The 16,644-nt window shown below is 35.5% G+C and carries 19 protein-coding genes, 1 other RNA gene and 1 pseudogene; 17 read left to right on the top strand and 4 right to left on the bottom strand.

Features of this window, described 5'->3' with window-relative positions:
• The first annotated feature begins 9 nt into the window (after positions 1 to 9).
• The 13 genes and pseudogenes from eno to CKV71_RS10120 all read left to right on the top strand — a co-directional run bounded on the left by eno (position 10) and on the right by CKV71_RS10120 (position 10,850).
• Positions 10 to 1,314 carry a surface-displayed alpha-enolase gene (eno, locus tag CKV71_RS10175; protein ID WP_095106440.1) on the top strand — a complete coding sequence of 435 codons (1,305 nt, stop codon included), beginning with the start codon at positions 10 to 12 and terminating at the stop codon, positions 1,312 to 1,314.
• Between the two features lie 194 nt (positions 1,315 to 1,508).
• On the top strand, positions 1,509 to 1,979 hold the full coding sequence (locus tag CKV71_RS10170; protein WP_095106438.1) for a hypothetical protein: 471 nt from the start codon (positions 1,509 to 1,511) through the stop codon (positions 1,977 to 1,979).
• Between the two features lie 88 nt (positions 1,980 to 2,067).
• Entirely contained in the window at positions 2,068 to 2,304 is a 237-nt protein-coding gene (gene secG, locus CKV71_RS10165) for a preprotein translocase subunit SecG (RefSeq protein ID WP_047132666.1), read from the top strand.
• 90 nt (positions 2,305 to 2,394) lie between these two features.
• On the top strand, positions 2,395 to 3,135 hold the full coding sequence (locus CKV71_RS10160) for an alpha/beta hydrolase (protein WP_095106436.1): 741 nt from the start codon (positions 2,395 to 2,397) through the stop codon (positions 3,133 to 3,135).
• A gap of 43 nt (positions 3,136 to 3,178) precedes the next feature.
• Positions 3,179 to 5,536 (top strand): ribonuclease R, encoded by a 2,358-nt coding sequence (gene rnr / locus CKV71_RS10155; RefSeq protein ID WP_095106434.1) that lies wholly within the window; start codon positions 3,179 to 3,181, stop codon positions 5,534 to 5,536.
• A gap of 81 nt (positions 5,537 to 5,617) precedes the next feature.
• Complete coding sequence (smpB, locus tag CKV71_RS10150) at positions 5,618 to 6,088, top strand: SsrA-binding protein SmpB (RefSeq protein ID WP_095106430.1); 471 nt, start codon at positions 5,618 to 5,620, stop codon at positions 6,086 to 6,088.
• Between the two features lie 151 nt (positions 6,089 to 6,239).
• Positions 6,240 to 6,599: a transfer-messenger RNA gene (ssrA, locus tag CKV71_RS10145) on the top strand.
• A gap of 668 nt (positions 6,600 to 7,267) precedes the next feature.
• The gene (locus tag CKV71_RS12435) at positions 7,268 to 7,408 is read left to right on the top strand and encodes a hypothetical protein (RefSeq protein WP_157738599.1); all 141 of its coding nucleotides are present in this window, start codon (positions 7,268 to 7,270) and stop codon (positions 7,406 to 7,408) included.
• A gap of 110 nt (positions 7,409 to 7,518) precedes the next feature.
• Positions 7,519 to 7,706 (top strand): annotated as a pseudogene (locus CKV71_RS10140) (transposase); the annotation flags it as partial.
• Between the two features lie 288 nt (positions 7,707 to 7,994).
• Positions 7,995 to 8,603, top strand: a complete 609-nt coding sequence (locus CKV71_RS10135; protein ID WP_095106428.1) for a flavin reductase family protein — start codon at positions 7,995 to 7,997, stop codon at positions 8,601 to 8,603.
• Between the two features lie 102 nt (positions 8,604 to 8,705).
• Entirely contained in the window at positions 8,706 to 9,794 is a 1,089-nt protein-coding gene (locus CKV71_RS10130) for a WD40/YVTN/BNR-like repeat-containing protein (RefSeq protein ID WP_095106426.1), read from the top strand.
• A 249-nt stretch (positions 9,795 to 10,043) separates the two neighbouring features.
• A complete protein-coding gene (locus tag CKV71_RS10125; RefSeq protein WP_015899695.1) occupies positions 10,044 to 10,247 on the top strand; it encodes a cold-shock protein in 204 nt (67 codons plus the stop codon).
• Between the two features lie 105 nt (positions 10,248 to 10,352).
• Positions 10,353 to 10,850 carry a pyrimidine dimer DNA glycosylase/endonuclease V gene (locus CKV71_RS10120; protein ID WP_095106424.1) on the top strand — a complete coding sequence of 166 codons (498 nt, stop codon included), beginning with the start codon at positions 10,353 to 10,355 and terminating at the stop codon, positions 10,848 to 10,850.
• 54 nt (positions 10,851 to 10,904) lie between these two features.
• Here the strand turns inward: CKV71_RS10120 and CKV71_RS10115 are convergent, their stop codons facing one another.
• The 4 genes from CKV71_RS10115 to CKV71_RS10100 all read right to left on the bottom strand — a co-directional run bounded on the left by CKV71_RS10115 (position 10,905) and on the right by CKV71_RS10100 (position 13,948).
• Complete coding sequence (locus CKV71_RS10115) at positions 10,905 to 11,306, bottom strand: hypothetical protein (protein WP_095106421.1); 402 nt, start codon at positions 11,304 to 11,306, stop codon at positions 10,905 to 10,907.
• A gap of 140 nt (positions 11,307 to 11,446) precedes the next feature.
• On the bottom strand, positions 11,447 to 12,001 hold the full coding sequence (locus CKV71_RS10110) for a hypothetical protein (protein WP_095106419.1): 555 nt from the start codon (positions 11,999 to 12,001) through the stop codon (positions 11,447 to 11,449).
• A gap of 269 nt (positions 12,002 to 12,270) precedes the next feature.
• Entirely contained in the window at positions 12,271 to 12,516 is a 246-nt protein-coding gene (locus tag CKV71_RS10105) for a type II toxin-antitoxin system Phd/YefM family antitoxin (protein ID WP_095106417.1), read from the bottom strand.
• A 127-nt stretch (positions 12,517 to 12,643) separates the two neighbouring features.
• Positions 12,644 to 13,948, bottom strand: coding sequence for a TrkH family potassium uptake protein (locus CKV71_RS10100; RefSeq protein ID WP_095106415.1), 1,305 nt, complete (start codon positions 13,946 to 13,948; stop codon positions 12,644 to 12,646).
• A 213-nt stretch (positions 13,949 to 14,161) separates the two neighbouring features.
• On the opposite strand from CKV71_RS10100, the gene CKV71_RS10095 reads away from it, so the two are divergent.
• The 4 genes from CKV71_RS10095 (at position 14,162) to CKV71_RS10080 (ending at position 16,509) form a co-directional block, all read left to right on the top strand.
• Positions 14,162 to 14,743: a LemA family protein gene (locus tag CKV71_RS10095; RefSeq protein WP_095106413.1), complete on the top strand. Its 582-nt coding sequence runs from the start codon at positions 14,162 to 14,164 to the stop codon at positions 14,741 to 14,743.
• On the top strand, positions 14,740 to 15,600 hold the full coding sequence (locus tag CKV71_RS10090; protein ID WP_167376372.1) for a TPM domain-containing protein: 861 nt from the start codon (positions 14,740 to 14,742) through the stop codon (positions 15,598 to 15,600). The genes CKV71_RS10095 and CKV71_RS10090 overlap by 4 nt, the downstream gene beginning before the upstream one ends.
• Before the next feature lie 236 nt (positions 15,601 to 15,836).
• A complete protein-coding gene (locus tag CKV71_RS10085; RefSeq protein WP_095106411.1) occupies positions 15,837 to 16,118 on the top strand; it encodes a cupin domain-containing protein in 282 nt (93 codons plus the stop codon).
• Positions 16,119 to 16,305: 187 nt separating this feature from the next.
• Complete coding sequence (locus CKV71_RS10080; RefSeq protein WP_095106409.1) at positions 16,306 to 16,509, top strand: YozE family protein; 204 nt, start codon at positions 16,306 to 16,308, stop codon at positions 16,507 to 16,509.
• Positions 16,510 to 16,644 lie beyond the last annotated feature (135 nt).

Below are 16,644 nucleotides of genomic sequence, written 5' to 3'. Positions count from 1 at the left end.
ATTATCAACATGCCAATTATTACAGATGTTTATGCTCGCGAAGTCTTAGATTCTCGCGGTAATCCAACAGTTGAAGTAGAAGTATTAACTGAAAGCGGTGCATTCGGTCGTGCATTAGTACCATCAGGTGCATCAACAGGTGAGTACGAAGCCGTAGAACTACGTGACGGTGATAAAGATCGTTATTTAGGTAAAGGCGTTACTAAAGCAGTTGAAAACGTAAACGAAAAAATCGCACCAGAGATCGTTGAAGGCGAATTTTCAGTATTAGACCAAGTTTCAATCGACAAAATGATGATTCAATTGGATGGAACTGACAACAAAGGTAAACTAGGCGCAAACGCTATTCTTGGTGTTTCTATTGCTGTTGCTCGTGCAGCTGCAGACTTATTAGGTCAACCGCTTTATAAATATTTAGGCGGATTCAATGGTAAACAATTACCAGTTCCTATGATGAACATTGTAAACGGTGGTTCACACTCTGATGCACCGATTGCTTTCCAAGAATTTATGATTTTACCTGTTGGCGCTGATTCATTCAAAGAATCATTACGCTGGGGTGCTGAAATCTTCCACAACTTAGCTAAAATTCTTAAAAAACGCGGTTTAGAAACTGCAGTAGGTGACGAAGGTGGATTTGCTCCTAAATTCCACGGCACAGAAGATGCTGTAGATACTATTTTAGAAGCAATTGAAGCTGCAAAATTAAAACCAGGTAAAGATGTTTACCTTGGATTCGATATCGCTTCTTCTGAATTCTACGAAGATGGTGTTTATGACTATACTAAATTCGAAGGTCCTGAAGGTGCTAAACGTACTTCAGCTGAACAAGTTGACTACTTAGAAGAATTAGTTAACAAATATCCTATCATCACAATTGAAGATGGTATGGACGAAAACGACTGGGATGGTTGGAAACAACTTACAGATCGTTTAGGTAAAAAAGTTCAATTAGTAGGTGACGACTTATTCGTTACAAATACTAAAAAATTATCTGAAGGTATCGAAAAAGGTATCGGTAACTCAATCTTAATCAAAGTTAACCAAATCGGTACTTTAACTGAAACATTTGATGCAATTCAAATGGCTCAAAAAGCTGGTTACACAGCAGTTATCTCACACCGTTCTGGTGAAACTGAAGATACTACAATTGCTGACATCGCTGTAGCTACAAATGCTGGTCAAATTAAAACTGGTTCATTATCAAGAACTGACCGTATTGCAAAATACAACCAATTATTACGTATTGAAGATGAATTATACGAAACAGCTGAATTCGACGGTATTCACTCTTTCTATAATTTAGATAAATAAGCAAAGGTTTACTAATATTGAGTTCACGCAAAACTTCATAAAGTAGTAATCTTATTAGAGAAGCTGCTAGAGTCTTTGAAGACTTTAGCAGTTTCTTTTTTTGTACTAGCTTTTTGTCGAAAATCATTGAGAAACTGATATAATTAAATAAATAGAGTTAAACTTTCAGCTTGAATTAAGGAGACTGAATTAAAATGGAAACTATAGATCAAGAAAAGGAGCTAAGAGCTAAAAAGTCTGGACGCTTTATTGCTTATGCTTCAGTATTATTAGCTGTTATCTATGCAATCTATCTTTTTGTTTCTTTAGACAATAGTGTGGTAGCGGATATTCTGACATCACACCATATTGATGCGACAAAAAATGCAGTAGGGAATTTTATTAACAGCTATCGTTTAACAGGAATTATGTATTTAATTGCTTATATGTGCGGATTAATCGCAATTTGGAATCAACACACTTATTTATGGTGGTTCCTCTTTGCTGTTTATATCTCTCAAGCCTTTTATACTGCAGTTAATGCAGGTGTGATTATTCAAAGTATTAATCACGTGAAGTCAGGATTTATGACATTGCCTTTATGGATTACTATCATCGGTTCACTTGCTTTAGCGGTGTACATGTTGATTATTTCCATCAAACGCAAAAGTACGTTTAATCGCTAATAAGTAAATAAGAAGATTGACCAAAAGTTGATAATTTACATTAAAATGTGTTATGCTTATTGAGTATATTATGAATGGAGGACTACGCATGCACACTTTATTGACAGTTTTATTAATAATAGACTGTATCGCTTTAATCACAGTTGTGTTACTCCAAGAAAGCAAAAGTAACGGCCTCTCAGGAGCAATCAGCGGCGGTGCTGAGCAGCTCTTCGGCGGTAAGCAGAAGCAGCGCGGTGTTGACTTATTCTTGAACCGTGTAACGATTGGATTATCTATTGCATTTTTCGTGTTGATGTTAGCAATTACTTATTTCAATATGTAAGGTCCGACAATGTAAAAGTCGGGCTTTTTTCTTTATAATAGGTCTATGAGTAAATTTGATTAATTGGGAATCATGAAAGGATTGAAAGACATGCAGATTAAATTGCCGAAGCCATTCTTTTTTGAAGAAGGAAAAAGAGCGGTATTATTATTACACGGCTTTACTGGGAATTCTTCTGATGTAAGACAGTTAGGACGTTTTTTACAAAAGAAAGGTTATACATCATATGCGCCTCAATACGAAGGGCACGCAGCACCACCGGAAGAGATTTTACAATCCAGCCCGCATGTCTGGTATAAAGATGCATTAGATGGTTATGACTATTTAGTGGAGCAAGGTTATGACGAAATTGCTGTAGCTGGGCTTTCATTAGGTGGCGATTTTGCGCTTAAAGTAAGCATAAATAGAGATGTAAAGGGTATTGTAACGATGTGTGCGCCTATGTTTATCAAGACAGAAGGCTCAATGTATGAAGGGGTACTCGAATATGCGCGCAACTTTAAAAAATACCAAGGGAAAGATGAAGCAACAATTGAACGTGAGATGGAAGCTTTTCATCCCACAAACACATTAAAAGAATTGCAACAGACAATTCAAGATGTTCGTAATCACGTTGATGAAGTGATGGATCCATTATTAGTCATCCAAGCAGAACAAGATAAAATGATTAATCCTGAATCTGCTAATGTGATTTATGATGAAGCATCTTCAGAAGAAAAAAATATAAAATGGTATGCGGATTCCGGTCACGTCATTACAATTGATAAAGAAAAAGAACAAGTCTTTGAGGATATTTATGATTTCCTTGAAAGTCTTGATTGGTCAAAATAGAAATAAGAAACAAACAAATTAAATAATGAAAGGAGGGGGCATAATGAATTTAAAACAATCTGTAGCAGATATTATTAAACAACCTGATTATGAACCCATGTCAGTTTCTGATTTTCAAGATCGTTTAGGTTTAAATAATGCCGACTCATTTAGAGACTTAATAAAGGTGTTAGTTGAACTGGAACAATCTGGCTTAGTAGAGCGAACGAAGACGGACCGCTACCAAAGAAAAGGAAGTCAAACTATGAAAAATAATCTCGTAAAAGGTACATTAAGTCAAAATAAAAAAGGTTTCGCGTTCTTACGTCCTGAAGACGAAGAAATGGAAGATATCTTTATTCCACCGACAAAAATTAATCGTGCAATGGATGGAGATACCGTGATTGTTGAGGTTCAACCATCAAAAGGTGAATTTAAAGGCAAAGTTGAAGGCGAAGTCAAAACCATCGAGAAACATTCTGTCACACAAGTCGTGGGAACTTATACAGAAGGACGTCATTTTGGTTTCGTAATACCTGATGATAAGCGAATTATGCAAGATATTTTTATACCTAAAGGTCAAAGCTTAGGCGCTGTCGAAGGTCATAAAGTATTAGTGCAAATTTCGAAATATGCAGAAGGAAATGACAACCCAGAAGGTCATGTTTCTGCAATATTAGGTCATAAAAACGACCCAGGTGTAGATATTTTATCTATTATCTATCAACACGGTATCGAAATTGAATTTCCTGATGAAGTGTTGAAGGAAGCGGAAGAAGTTCCTGAGACAATTGAACCATCTGAAATTGAAGGCAGAACAGATTTGCGTGATGAATTGACGATCACTATCGACGGTGCAGATGCAAAGGATTTAGATGATGCTATTAGTGTGAAAAAATTACCGAATGGCAATACTCAATTAACTGTCAGCATTGCAGATGTAAGTCACTATGTTAAAGAAGGATCAGCTTTAGACAAAGAAGCTTACGACCGCGGTACAAGTGTTTATTTAGTTGACCGCGTTATTCCGATGATTCCTCATCGCTTAAGTAATGGTATTTGTTCGTTGAACCCTGATGTTGACCGTTTAACTTTAAGTTGCCGTATGGAAATTGATCAAGATGGCAACGTGAAAAATCATGAAATCTTTGACAGTGTCATTAAATCTGACCATCGTATGACTTATGATGAAGTTAATCAAATTATTACTGATAAGAATCCAGAAGTACGTGAAAAGTATAAAGACGTGACGCCGATGTTGGATTTAGCTCAAGATTTATCCAATCGCTTAAAACAAATGCGTAAACGTCGTGGTGAAATTGATTTCGATATTGATGAAGCTAAAGTATTAGTTAACGATGAAGGTATTCCGGTAGATGTTCAATTACGTGACCGCGGTGAAGGCGAACGCTTAATTGAATCCTTTATGTTAGCTGCAAATGAAACCGTTGCGGAACATTTCAATAAAATGGAAGTACCATTTATTTATCGTGTCCACGAACAACCGAAATCAGACCGTTTAACGCAATTCTTTGATTTCATTACGAACTTCGGAATTATGGTCAGAGGCACAGGAGAAGATATTTCTCCAAGTACTTTGCAAGAAATTCATGAAAAAGTAAAAGGATTGCCAGAACAAACTGTTGTGTCCACAATGATGCTTCGTTCTATGCAACAAGCACGCTATGAAGATGCAAACTTAGGACACTTCGGGTTATCAGCTGATTACTATACTCACTTCACTTCACCGATTCGTCGTTATCCTGACTTAGTAGTACATCGATTGATTCGTAAATATTTAATTGATGAAACAATGAGTGGTAAAGAATTGAGAAAATGGGAAGACAAGCTTCCTGAAATTGCTGAGCATACTTCAAACCGTGAACGTCGTGCTATTGAAGCAGAGCGTGATACGGATGAACTGAAAAAAGCTGAATTTATGCTGCAACATATTGGAGAAGAATATGAAGGTATTATCAGTTCTGTGGCTAATTTCGGAATGTTTGTCGAATTGCCGAATACTGTAGAAGGTATGGTTCATGTTTCAAACATGACAGATGATTACTACCAATTTGCAGAAGGTCAAATGGCGATGATTGGTGAACGTTCAGGTAATGTATTCCGTATTGGGGATGCAGTGAAAATAAAAGTTGTCAATGTAGACGTTGAACAACGTATGATTGATTTCCAAATTGTTGGCATGCCTGAACCTAAACGTAAAAAATCTGAAGATCGCCCAGCACGAGGTACAACTATCCAAGCTAAGACGCGCGGTAAAAGCTTAGGAAACGATAAGAAAAAAGGTAAGAAGAAACAACGTAAAGGCAAAAATCAACGCAACCGTGATAAACAAAATAATACACAGCATAAACCTTATTACAAAAGCAAAAAAGTAAAACAAAAAGCGCGTAAAAAGAAATAAATTATGATTTATGATTGGGGAAGGACTGTGACAAATTCAGTCCTCCTCACTTTGAAATTAATTCAACAAGAGGTGAACACGATGTCGAAAAAGAAGAAAAAATCTCCAGGTACCTTAGCGGAGAATCGTAAAGCAAGACATGATTATAATATAGAAGATACGATTGAAGCGGGCATTGTGTTAAGAGGAACAGAGATTAAATCAATTCGACGTGGAAGCGCAAACTTGAAAGATAGTTTCGCACAAGTCAAAAACGGAGAAATTTACGTTCATAATATGCATATTGCACCTTATGAAGAAGGGAATCGATTCAATCATGATCCCCTTCGTCCACGTAAATTACTTTTACACAAAAGAGAAATTGATAAGTTGGGTACACGTACAAGAGAAATAGGATATTCGATTATCCCGTTGAAGCTTTATCTTAAACATGGCGTTTGTAAAGTCTTGATTGGTATTGCAAGAGGTAAGAAAAAATACGATAAACGTCAAGATCTGAAAGATAAAGCAGTTAAACGTGATATGCAACGTGCTATGAAAGATCGCTATTAAAAAAGGTAGAAGCGGTAATGAAAGTTTCCGCTTCTACATCTTCAAATTAATAATCGTAGTCTAAACATTAGAATTGCGTCTAATCGCGTAATTTGATATGATTAAGAATGCTATCGGATTCATCAAAGAATGAATCTCATATTTATATTACGGGGACGTTTTGGATTCGACAGGGGTCCCCAGAGCTTATTAAGCGTGTCGGAGGGTTGTCTCCGTCATCAACACACTCAGTTTATAATAACTGGCAAATCAAACAATAATTTAGCAGTAGCTGCGTAATAGCACTCTGCATCGCCTAACAGCATCTCCTATGTGCTGTTAACGCGATTCAACTTTAGTAGGATACGCTAGGCACTGCTGTTCGAAGTCTGCCTAGAAGAGATGAATCGGACTAGCATGATGCTGGTTGTCTGTTTCCTACCATCATGTGAAACTTATTAATAGACTACACACGTAGAAAGATTTGTATCAGGATCCTTGGACGCGGGTTCAAATCCCGCCGTCTCCATACATACAGGCTTACAAACGTTGATATATCAATGTTTTGTTGTAGCAAGTGTCAAATAAGTGTCGAGAAATTAATTTTCTGGCAATTATATGACACTTGCTTTTTTACATTCAACAAACAAGTGAGAATAATATCAAGTAAGATTGAAGTAGTAGAACTTCCTAAACTTTTACTAATATATATTAAATTGGAAAACTCATCTTTAATAAATCACTAAAAGTACTTAAAGATATTGAATATTGCTTATATTTAACGTTTGTAATTTTGCCTGACTTATGGACTGTTAAGTATTTCTTGAAGTATTCACTAAATGATGTGTGCGGATATTACGAAAGAAATGCTTGCATATTATGCGAAGCAATTACTCATCATAGGAGCAGCAAGTGTGCAAACAGAAACATAACGTTTTCAATACATTTAAATAATCGACGAGGGCGGAGAATAAGCGTTAATTGCTAAAATGGACGAAAAAAAGAGTGTGATATGCTAGGCGCACAAAGTAAAAGAAATGGTATCGGAAATGAGTACATCGCCATTATGCCCACATTGTATAAGTACAACAGTGCCGAACCCAGATAAAGACTGGCGTAGAGAATTCTTTTCGTAATTGAAAGAGTTTTAAGAATATTGTATAATTTAAGTGGAATAAAATATAAAGTGAGATGATTAATATGGCTGTAACTCCAATGTTAGATGGCTATATTCCATTAGAGGATATTTTGGAATCTTTGGGAGAATTGTATGAGAAAGAAATTGAAAAAGAAAAAAAGGCCTATTTAAAAAGTAAAGAAAAAGAAAACGAAAAATCTTAAGCACCTTACTAAAATAAATGGTAAAGGTGCTAATTTTATGTCTATTTTTAAGCAATTGCATATTGCAACGGATATTTTTGTGGATTTTGAAATCCGCACCCTATGACGATGTAGAAATTATCGAAGCAAAAGCATGTAAAGAACATGTCCATATATTGTTCAATATACGTCGAAAATATCCGTTTTAAGTTTTGTTGGTTACTTAAAAGGTAAGAACGGTTTGATGATTTTTGATACGCAAACAAATTTGAAATATAAATACAGAAACCGAAAATTTTGGTGCAAAGGTTTTATTGTAATAGAGGGAAACTATTCGTTTAAAGAGGATGGGATAGTAATAAATGAAATAGCAATAACAACAAATACCAAAAAACACTATCTACTACGGCAATAGTAAATGGTGTTTGGCGTTTTATCATGTCGATGACACAATAATCTTCTCAACTTACTTATAGAATATCTTTTTTATCATTGTTTGTAAAATCCCCAATAACTATTCAGACCACAAAGTATAAGGCGTTAAGTTTTATAAGTGTGTGAAAATATCTTAAACTGTATTAATAATATAAAGATGGGTGGTTTGAAAATGTTTATTAATCCTAATGAACTTGAATTAAGCAAAATGTATAAAACGCTGATAGGTACTGTAACGCCTAGACCTATAGCCTTTGTAACCTCTCAAGATGAAAATGGAAAATTAAACGCAGCACCATTCGCCTTCTTTAATATCGTGTGTCCTGACCCTCCAATGCTAATGATTTCTGTAGGTAAACAAAATGGCGCGCTTAAGGATACTAGTTCTAATATTCTTAATAACAAAGAATTCGTCATTCATATTGTAGATGAATCGATTGTAAAAGAAGTGGTCAAAACAGGTGATAATTATCCTCATGAAATTAATGAGCTGGATAAAACAAACCTGACTACTACTCATTCAAAAACAGTAAGCGTTCCAAGTGTTAAAGAAGCTAAAGTACGTTATGAATGTGAATTAGTGCATCATTTGGAATTAGGCGACAAGCAAACTGGAACGGACATGCTAATAGGTCAAGTTAAAGCGGTATATATCGATGATGCTATTTATGACCCTGAAAGTGCATACGTAGATGTTGAAAAGTTAAATCCTATCAGCCGTGTAGTCGGAGATCATTATGTAAGAATTGGTGAGTCTGTAAAAGAACTGCTTGATGAATAAACTGTTTCAGGATAAGTGCATCTAAAAAAGAAAAGAATCTTCAAAGTTTTTTCTTTTGATTACTTTTTAGAATTACAGGGAAATATCAAGAAAAGTTAACTCATGATAGAGAAAGGACAGTCTGAATTGAATACATTTTTCTTAGGTATGGAAGATGAACTTGTAATTGTAAAAGAAACAGCAACGGGTTATATAGTAGAAACGCGCTTAGAAGGAACGCATCCTGTTGACTTAGCCCAAAATCCCACATCTCCAGAAGTATTATATTGTGCAACTTATGGAAATGGACTTTGGAAAAGTGAAGATAACGGAGACCATTGGAAAGCGATAGGTCAAATGAATGCTTATCATGAACCTACGTTGGGAAAAGGGATTACCTCTGCTTATATGACTGCTGTGGCGATTAATCCGCATCATCCAGAAATATTATATGTGGGCACAGAACCAAGCGCTATCTATTACTCGGAAGATGGCGGCCAAACATTTACGGAATTCAAGGAAGTGCAACACTTACCTTCACAACCTTTTTGGGAATTCCCAGCTAGACCGTACACCAATCATGTACAAGATTTAATGCCTAGTTCTAAAGATAGTCAAACACTGAATGCAGCTATTGAATTCGGTGCTTTCATTAATACTACAGATGGAGGAGAAACTTGGAATGACCGACCATTTTTCAGTCCTAAAGATATTCATGAAATGGTAACGCATCCTTCTAAGCCAGGTAAATTGTTCGCAGTATGTGGCGATGGCCTGGCGCTTGAGGGTCATTCATTTGCGGAAAGTGATAATGATGGAATGAGTTGGCAGTATTCCAGTAAAGGTTTGGATAAGCACCCTTATTTATATTCTATCGCGATTAATCCTGAAGACGCCTCGGACTTATTAGTTGGTGCGGCACAAAATGCTTTTGCAGCGCATTATCGCGACGAGGAGAAAGAATATCCTCGCGCCACTATCTATCGTAGAAATCAAGATGGCAGTTGGAGCGAATGTGCCCAAGGTCTGCCCTATGCAGGAACTTATATGAATCAAATAGAAGCGGATTCAACTCATCCAGGCGCTTTCTATGCACTGAATAATCACGGTTTGTTTCACTTAATTGATAATCAATGGCACCAATTAGAGTTGTCTTGGAAAGATAAATACCTTTATCAGCATCCTACATTTTTAAAAATACTAAATGGATAATCTGTTTTTTAAGAAAAAAGTAATAACAATAGAGTTGCTTGCATAAGGAGCAATTGAATAAGGAAATGGATTTTTTCTAAAAATAAAAATACAAAAAGGTATACAAAACGAAAAAATAAGTGTAGTATTGAGGTTAAGTAATTATTGTTCGTGAAATTGATTTGAAGTTTTATTCGTATGAATTTACTCCCATTGATTTTTATTAACAAGTTACAAATATTCGTGCAAAAGCACATGGAGGATTTTTATATGAATAACGGTACAGTTAAATGGTTTAACGCAGAAAAAGGTTTTGGATTTATCGAAAGAGAAAATGGTGACGACGTATTCGTACACTTCTCAGCAATCCAAGGCGACGGCTACAAAACTTTAGAAGAAGGCCAAAGTGTAGACTTCGACATCGTTGAAGGCGACCGTGGTGAACAAGCAGCTAACGTTGTAAAAATGTCATAATTTTTGCTTTAGCTGATAAATAGAAGCAGTGAACAATCTATATTAATAGGTTGCTTCACTGCTTTTTTGTATAATGAGGGCAAAGATAGAAAAGGGTGGTTTTTAGTGCAGATATTCAGAGTCAGTCCTAATCCAAATGTCAGTGCAGAATTTCTAGATAATCGTCGTTTATCGAAGCAAGTATTAGAACTTTATCAAATTATTCGCGTATGTCTAGGTGAGTTGGGCGCTATCCAAACTGGAACTGGATATCGTAATCATCCCGTTGTAAAAGCAGTCTATAATGAGGGGAATCCCTATTTGTGGGGAGCCTTAGAAATTATGGATGCTATGAACCGTGAACATTTGCGTAGAGGGGGCAATCAGTCTGAACACTTTAAAAATGAATTAGCCGATCTGCGTCAAATTGTTGAAGAAGCGGTCGAAGAATATCAACTTTCGCACGCTAAGCTGCCGCCTTTTTATGTAGAAGGTAAAGTACGCATTGAAGGTGATGAAGCTTATGAACTATATCAAAAGTTATTATATAAAAAATGGAGAAATGATAAAATACCGCCACGTTGCAATATTAATTTAAAAAATAAGGGCGAGAGACAGAAATAATATTGCCAAAGAGATAAAAAACTGAGACCCTCAATTAAAGTCTCAGTCCGGTTATTATTTTTTATCATTCAGCTTGGTAAGCAGTTTGATAATTTTTTTATTTTGATGAATAATTTCTTCGTTTTGTTTAATAAGTTTATCTGTTTGAGTATCTAACGGAGAATCTAGATTTTCTGGCTGTGGTTTCTCTGGTTCTTGATTTGTACTTTTATTAAATTTACGATGCTCAATTGCTGATATCATTGTTTCTGTAGGTTCGTAGATTCCTTGAGATTCTAAGTAGCGTTTAATAATGTCGTGAGATGCTTTGTTGTTGAAAGTTTCTGTTTCGTATTTGAATTGATTTAGCAGTTTTTTCTTTACCGAAACTGATTTTTCCTTATATTCTTTACGTTTTTTTACTGATAAAGTACGTAAGTATTCAGTTTCGAGGTTGGTGTTGTCAAAAATTCCCATGATGCGCCTCCGTAATTCAATTATATAATTATTATACACTATCCATCGAATAGTCGGTAGATGCTTCATCATTAAAATATAGCTCTCAACTTTGAGGGTATTGCATTCGTTTTAATTTATCCAGAAAAAAATTAATAAGATTAGTGCTGAGGATTGTTTGTTACAGCAGACTGTTTTTGTGTTTCCGATGTTGCTTGCGGTTGGTTATTATCTAATGTTTTTTGCTTAACTGCGGTGTTTCCATAATTATCATACATATGGTAAGAAGGCGGAACTTCAGTTCCTTTTTCAATATTTAAAGAGGATTGGTAAGCCGCTTCAGGTGGTCCTTCCATAACGTTGCCTTGCGGAATAACTCCATTAGCAACCGCATTATTATAAGCATTTAATTTTTCTACTTCAGAATAATTCCCGGTCATAATTTTATCCAGTTCTGCATGATTAGTAACTTTGCTGGTATCTATATCTTCTTGGTTGCTTAGGTAATTCCAATAATTATTATCAGATACAACTGCTTTTTTATTATTTGCTACGTTTTCAACTGGAATCTTTTTGTTATCCTCTGATTGCCTATTATCCTGTTTTTCTTTTTTCGTTTGAACATTCTTCTTCTCAGTATGTTTCTCTGTCTCTTGATTATTGCATGCTGAAAGCGCCAATGAACTCGCTACAAATAGGAACAAGAATTTTTTCATAAGCATTTTCCCCTTAATATTTATTTATACACTTAAATTATACACTGTTATAATATTTTGTGGCACAAAAAATCGGAATAAAAAATTATTTTTTAATTCCGATAGATATATTTATTAATCTTTACATTAACTTAAGACTTATTGCTTATATTGATCATATTTTCCAGCACTGATGTATGCTTCTTTTTCTTGGATTCTCGATAAAAAATCGGACGAATATTATCCACTCGTCCGATTTGGTATAAAACTCTCTTAGCCTTTCATGGTTACTAAATTTTATAATCCTCAACTAAATCACCTTTTTCTAGTTGTTCGATTGACCGTTTGAGATGTGCAGCATTAGCTGGGGTTTGTTGTAAATAAAGAGTCTCCATGATTGCATTATAATCAGATTCGGACATTAAAACAACGTTTTCTTCGTTGGTTGTGATAGTAACAGTTTCGCTATTGTCATTTACTTGTTTAATTAAACTTCTAAAGTTTTTTCTAGCATTTGAATATGTTTCAACAGCCATTTTTATCATCTCCTTAAAAAGATTGTACCCTAAGTTGTACGACCTCTCTATAATTAAAAGTATACCAACACCAAAAATTAAAGAGATAATACGCTCATTTCTAATATTGTACCAATTACGCTTGAAATTACAGATAAATATTTCCTTTTGCATATTGATAAAGCCGTTTTTTATCAGGAATAAATAATGCCAGTACAGTGGCGACCCCAATTTTTCCGCAAATCATCACGAGTATAATAATCGCTTTCGTAGCAGTATGATATTCAGTCGTAAAATCCATAGTTAAGCCGACAGTACCAAAGGCGGAGATGACTTCAAAGATAACTTTGATAAAGGGAGTATTTTCGTTTAAAATACTGACGATAAAAGTAACGAGCAATACGAAAAGACCACTCACAGTAGTAACTGCTACCGCTCTCCCAATAATTCTAGGTTTGATTGTTCTATGGAAGATTACCGTATGATTTTCGTTACGCAAGGAACTGTACACAAACATGATTAAAACGATGAAAGTTGTGACTTTAATCCCGCCCGCCGCACTAAATGGCGCACCGCCGATAAACATTAGTACCATCATTAATAATGCGGTAGGTGTATGAATCAGACCCAAGTCGACTGATTGGAAGCCGGCAGTTCTTGTAGTGACAGATTGGAAAAAAGAAGTGCCGATTTGTCCCCAAATATTAAAGGGTTTCAAAGTATTATTAAACTCTAATACGTAATAGAGTAGAGTACCTCCGACAATCAATGCTAGAGTAGTAGACAATACTACTTTGGTATGTAGCTTTAATTTAGATAATCTTCGTGTTTGAACTAGGTCTGACATTACCAGGGGTCCTAGTCCTCCTAAAATAATTAATAAAGGAATTACAATATTGACTACAGGATCATTGTTAAATCCAATCATATTTTGAGAAAATAGGGCGAACCCCGCATTGTTGAATGCTGATACAGAAGTAAATAAACTGATGTATATTCCTTTGCCGAATCCGTAACGCGGTATAAAAGATAAGGCTAGTAAAAGCATACCGATGAATTCTGAAGTCAAACTGTATACTACCAGTTGGCGGATAAAACGGACCATTCCACCTGGCTCATCAATGCTCCATGTGACCATGATGAGACGACGATCATGCAGTGAAATTCTGCGGTTGGCTATGATTAATGTTAGTGTTGTAATAGTTACAATTCCAAGCCCGCCGATTTGAATCAACAACATAATAATCAAGTCGCCCAGCCAATTAAATTGTGTAGTGATATCTACCGTGGACAAACCTGTCACAGTAAATGCACTGGATGCGACGAAAAATGCATCAATAAAGGGCGTAGGATGTTTGCCGGTGATAGGCAAATACAACAAGAACGCTCCAATGAGTGTGGTACTCAAGAATAATATAAGATACACCGAAAGAGGTTTCTTTAAGAAATCCACATGAACACCTTCTTAACTAAATTATTCAACTGTTATTAGTGATTTTAATACATTAGTTATTATACATATCTTTTGCTTATGTGCACCAATTTTATTAATGAACTTTTTAAAATTTTTCAAGAGAGAAAAAAGTTCTTTTCTCTACAATCGTGTATGACGACCATTTCATGTATAATAAAATTAAGAAATTAAGAGTTAAAGGAGTTTAAAAATTTGAAGAAGACACTTACCCCGATTATTATTATTGGTATTGTAATTGTAATTATTGGCGCAATGATGATTGGTCCCTATAATAAATTGGTTGGTTTAGATGAAGATACAGATAAAGCACTCTCTAATATTGACAACCAGCTTCAACGACGTGTGGACTTAATCCCTAACTTAGTCAATACAGTGAAAGGTTATACTAAGCATGAGGAAGATGTTTTTAAACAGGTCTCTGATGCACGCAGTAAATTAGCGGGCGCTGATTCTCCAAAGGAAAAGGCAGAAGCGAATGATGAAGTCAACTCTTCATTAAGCAGATTGCTCGCAATTAGTGAAAAATATCCTGATTTAAAAGCAGATAAACAATTCACTGGATTACGCGATGAATTAGCTGGGACAGAAAATAGAATTGCCGTTTCAAGAAAAGATTATAATGATTCTGTAAATGAATATAACCAAGCCATTCGACACTTCCCAACAACAGTCGTTGCTAAAATTTTCGGATTTGACAAAAAAGAATATTTTAAAGCGGACAAAGGTGCCGAAAAAGCTCCAAAAGTAGATTTCGGTACTGATAGTTCTCAATGATGAAACGCATAATCGGCTTTTTAGCTGTTATGTTTGTTGGGGTGCTGATAACAGCACAAAGTGTTTCGGCATCAGAAAAGTTTCCACCTTTAGAGAAACCCGTTTTTGTACAAGATCACGCAGATATCATTTCACAAAATGATAAAGACGACATTGTTAAAAAGGGTCAAAAATTACAAGATGGAACGGATGCAGATATTCTAGTAATGACTATGAAATCGATTGGAAATACACCAAGAGAAGATTATGCATATGAAGCGGGACGCCATTACAAAGTCGGTGATCAAAAACATAATCGAGGCATTGTAATACTGGTGAATTTAGATAATGATAACGAAAATAACAATAGAGGCATACAAGTCGCTGTAGGTGATGGCCTAGAAGGCGTGCTTAACGATGCGAAAGTTGGTGCCTTAATTGATGACAAATTTTCTCCGTATGCTAAAAAAGCTGCTAATACAGATAATAAGGCTGAAAAAAAGCAATATTATAGTCAAGGTATTACGAATTTATATAATGCGATTTGGGACGAGATTGCTAAGGCATATGGCTATAATGGAAAGGAATTTAAGGAAGATACGCCTAAAGAAACAGATAACTCTGGCAGCGGCGGTTTCCTAGGCTCTTTCGGATTCATATTTGTAATTATCATCATTATTTTGATTATTATTACCAGAAATGGCGGCGGCGGTCCTCCTAGAGGGGGAGGCCGCAGAAGAGACGACTCTGGAATGTGGTGGGTAGGACCCGGTTCTGGAGGCGGCTTTGGAAATGGTTCTTCCGGTGGAGGCTTTAGTGGAGGCGGCTTCGGCGGAGGCGGTGGCTTCTCAGGCGGCGGAGCTGGAAGAGGATTTTAATGTAAAAGGGAGTTCGCAATTTAGCGTGCTCTCTTTTTTAATGTTAAAGTAGAATGAGAAGGAAAGAGAATTTTGTTCGCTAAATCTTCTTAAAAATAATTAATTTTGCGTAATGAAGTTGTGATTAATCGGCAAACTTTGTTGGACTGCTCTTGTATCTCTACAGAGCATCCGTTAATTTAGAATTAAGTCACTAAAGCAACATGAATAATACATTATTTATTGAGGTGGTTAGTATGGAAAAATTAACAGGAACAGGCAAAACAGGACCTATCTATCAATCAGATCAGCAGACAATTGTGAATATCGTCTTTAAAGCAGGAGAGACGCTTCCTACTCATTCTGCGCCGAATTGTGTAGTTGTAGTACCAGTAAGAGGAACGATTCAATTTAGAGGCGAAGATTTTGATGAACGCATTGCACCAGGTTCAGTTGTGCGGATAAATCCTGATGAAAAGCACAGTTTAGAAGCACTTACAGACGCAGAAGTAATGGTTATAAAATCGCATTTAGCTTAAAAGAGAAAAAATTAATGAAATCAACTTTTATGTATATAATAATTTTGTGAAAACTGTATTTATATTTTATCTGTTGTGATATACTAGAAGAAATCCTATCAACCTAATAAGAAATGTTTTTTCGATATGTCGAAAATGAGAATTATTGAATTTCTGATAAGGAAATACCTTTAAGTGAGGTTGTTGAATGTCATTTTATAAATTTATTATTACATTTATGGAAGACGATACACCATTTGGTCAATTAGCAGATTATATTACAAAAGATCATAATTTCCCAAAAGAAGAGACAAACGTTCAAAATATTTATGATTACGTACATGAACATTATATGGAAAACCATCTTCTAGAATCCGCCAATAGAGCAATGAGTATATATGAAAAACATTAAATGTAACAAGTGCGAAGTATGTATGATACTTGCACTTGTTTTTTATAAATTTAAATCGAAAAAATTACGATTTATGGTTTACAAATAGAGTATTATGCTGTAATATAAAACGTAACCGTTACGATTTGCGGTCAC

This window comes from Staphylococcus piscifermentans, assembly GCF_900186985.1.
Classification (GTDB): domain Bacteria; phylum Bacillota; class Bacilli; order Staphylococcales; family Staphylococcaceae; genus Staphylococcus; species Staphylococcus piscifermentans.
Note: the sequence above shows the minus strand (reverse complement) of the source record. Positions and strands in the feature narration are given on the sequence as shown.

What these genes read in the sequence shown, in the direction of transcription:
- eno (WP_095106440.1), top strand. Translation starts at nt 10, where the DNA reads ATGCCAATTATTACAGATGTTTATGCTCGCGAAGTCTTAGATTCTCGC.
- CKV71_RS10170 (WP_095106438.1), top strand. Translation starts at nt 1,509, where the DNA reads ATGGAAACTATAGATCAAGAAAAGGAGCTAAGAGCTAAAAAGTCTGGA.
- secG (WP_047132666.1), top strand. Translation starts at nt 2,068, where the DNA reads ATGCACACTTTATTGACAGTTTTATTAATAATAGACTGTATCGCTTTA.
- CKV71_RS10160 (WP_095106436.1), top strand. Translation starts at nt 2,395, where the DNA reads ATGCAGATTAAATTGCCGAAGCCATTCTTTTTTGAAGAAGGAAAAAGA.
- rnr (WP_095106434.1), top strand. Translation starts at nt 3,179, where the DNA reads ATGAATTTAAAACAATCTGTAGCAGATATTATTAAACAACCTGATTAT.
- smpB (WP_095106430.1), top strand. Translation starts at nt 5,618, where the DNA reads ATGTCGAAAAAGAAGAAAAAATCTCCAGGTACCTTAGCGGAGAATCGT.
- CKV71_RS12435 (WP_157738599.1), top strand. Translation starts at nt 7,268, where the DNA reads ATGGCTGTAACTCCAATGTTAGATGGCTATATTCCATTAGAGGATATT.
- CKV71_RS10135 (WP_095106428.1), top strand. Translation starts at nt 7,995, where the DNA reads ATGTTTATTAATCCTAATGAACTTGAATTAAGCAAAATGTATAAAACG.
- CKV71_RS10130 (WP_095106426.1), top strand. Translation starts at nt 8,706, where the DNA reads ATGATAGAGAAAGGACAGTCTGAATTGAATACATTTTTCTTAGGTATG.
- CKV71_RS10125 (WP_015899695.1), top strand. Translation starts at nt 10,044, where the DNA reads ATGAATAACGGTACAGTTAAATGGTTTAACGCAGAAAAAGGTTTTGGA.
- CKV71_RS10115 (WP_095106421.1), bottom strand. Translation starts at nt 11,306, where the DNA reads ATGGGAATTTTTGACAACACCAACCTCGAAACTGAATACTTACGTACT.
- CKV71_RS10110 (WP_095106419.1), bottom strand. Translation starts at nt 12,001, where the DNA reads ATGAAAAAATTCTTGTTCCTATTTGTAGCGAGTTCATTGGCGCTTTCA.
- CKV71_RS10105 (WP_095106417.1), bottom strand. Translation starts at nt 12,516, where the DNA reads ATGGCTGTTGAAACATATTCAAATGCTAGAAAAAACTTTAGAAGTTTA.
- CKV71_RS10090 (WP_167376372.1), top strand. Translation starts at nt 14,740, where the DNA reads ATGATGAAACGCATAATCGGCTTTTTAGCTGTTATGTTTGTTGGGGTG.
- CKV71_RS10085 (WP_095106411.1), top strand. Translation starts at nt 15,837, where the DNA reads ATGGAAAAATTAACAGGAACAGGCAAAACAGGACCTATCTATCAATCA.
- CKV71_RS10080 (WP_095106409.1), top strand. Translation starts at nt 16,306, where the DNA reads ATGTCATTTTATAAATTTATTATTACATTTATGGAAGACGATACACCA.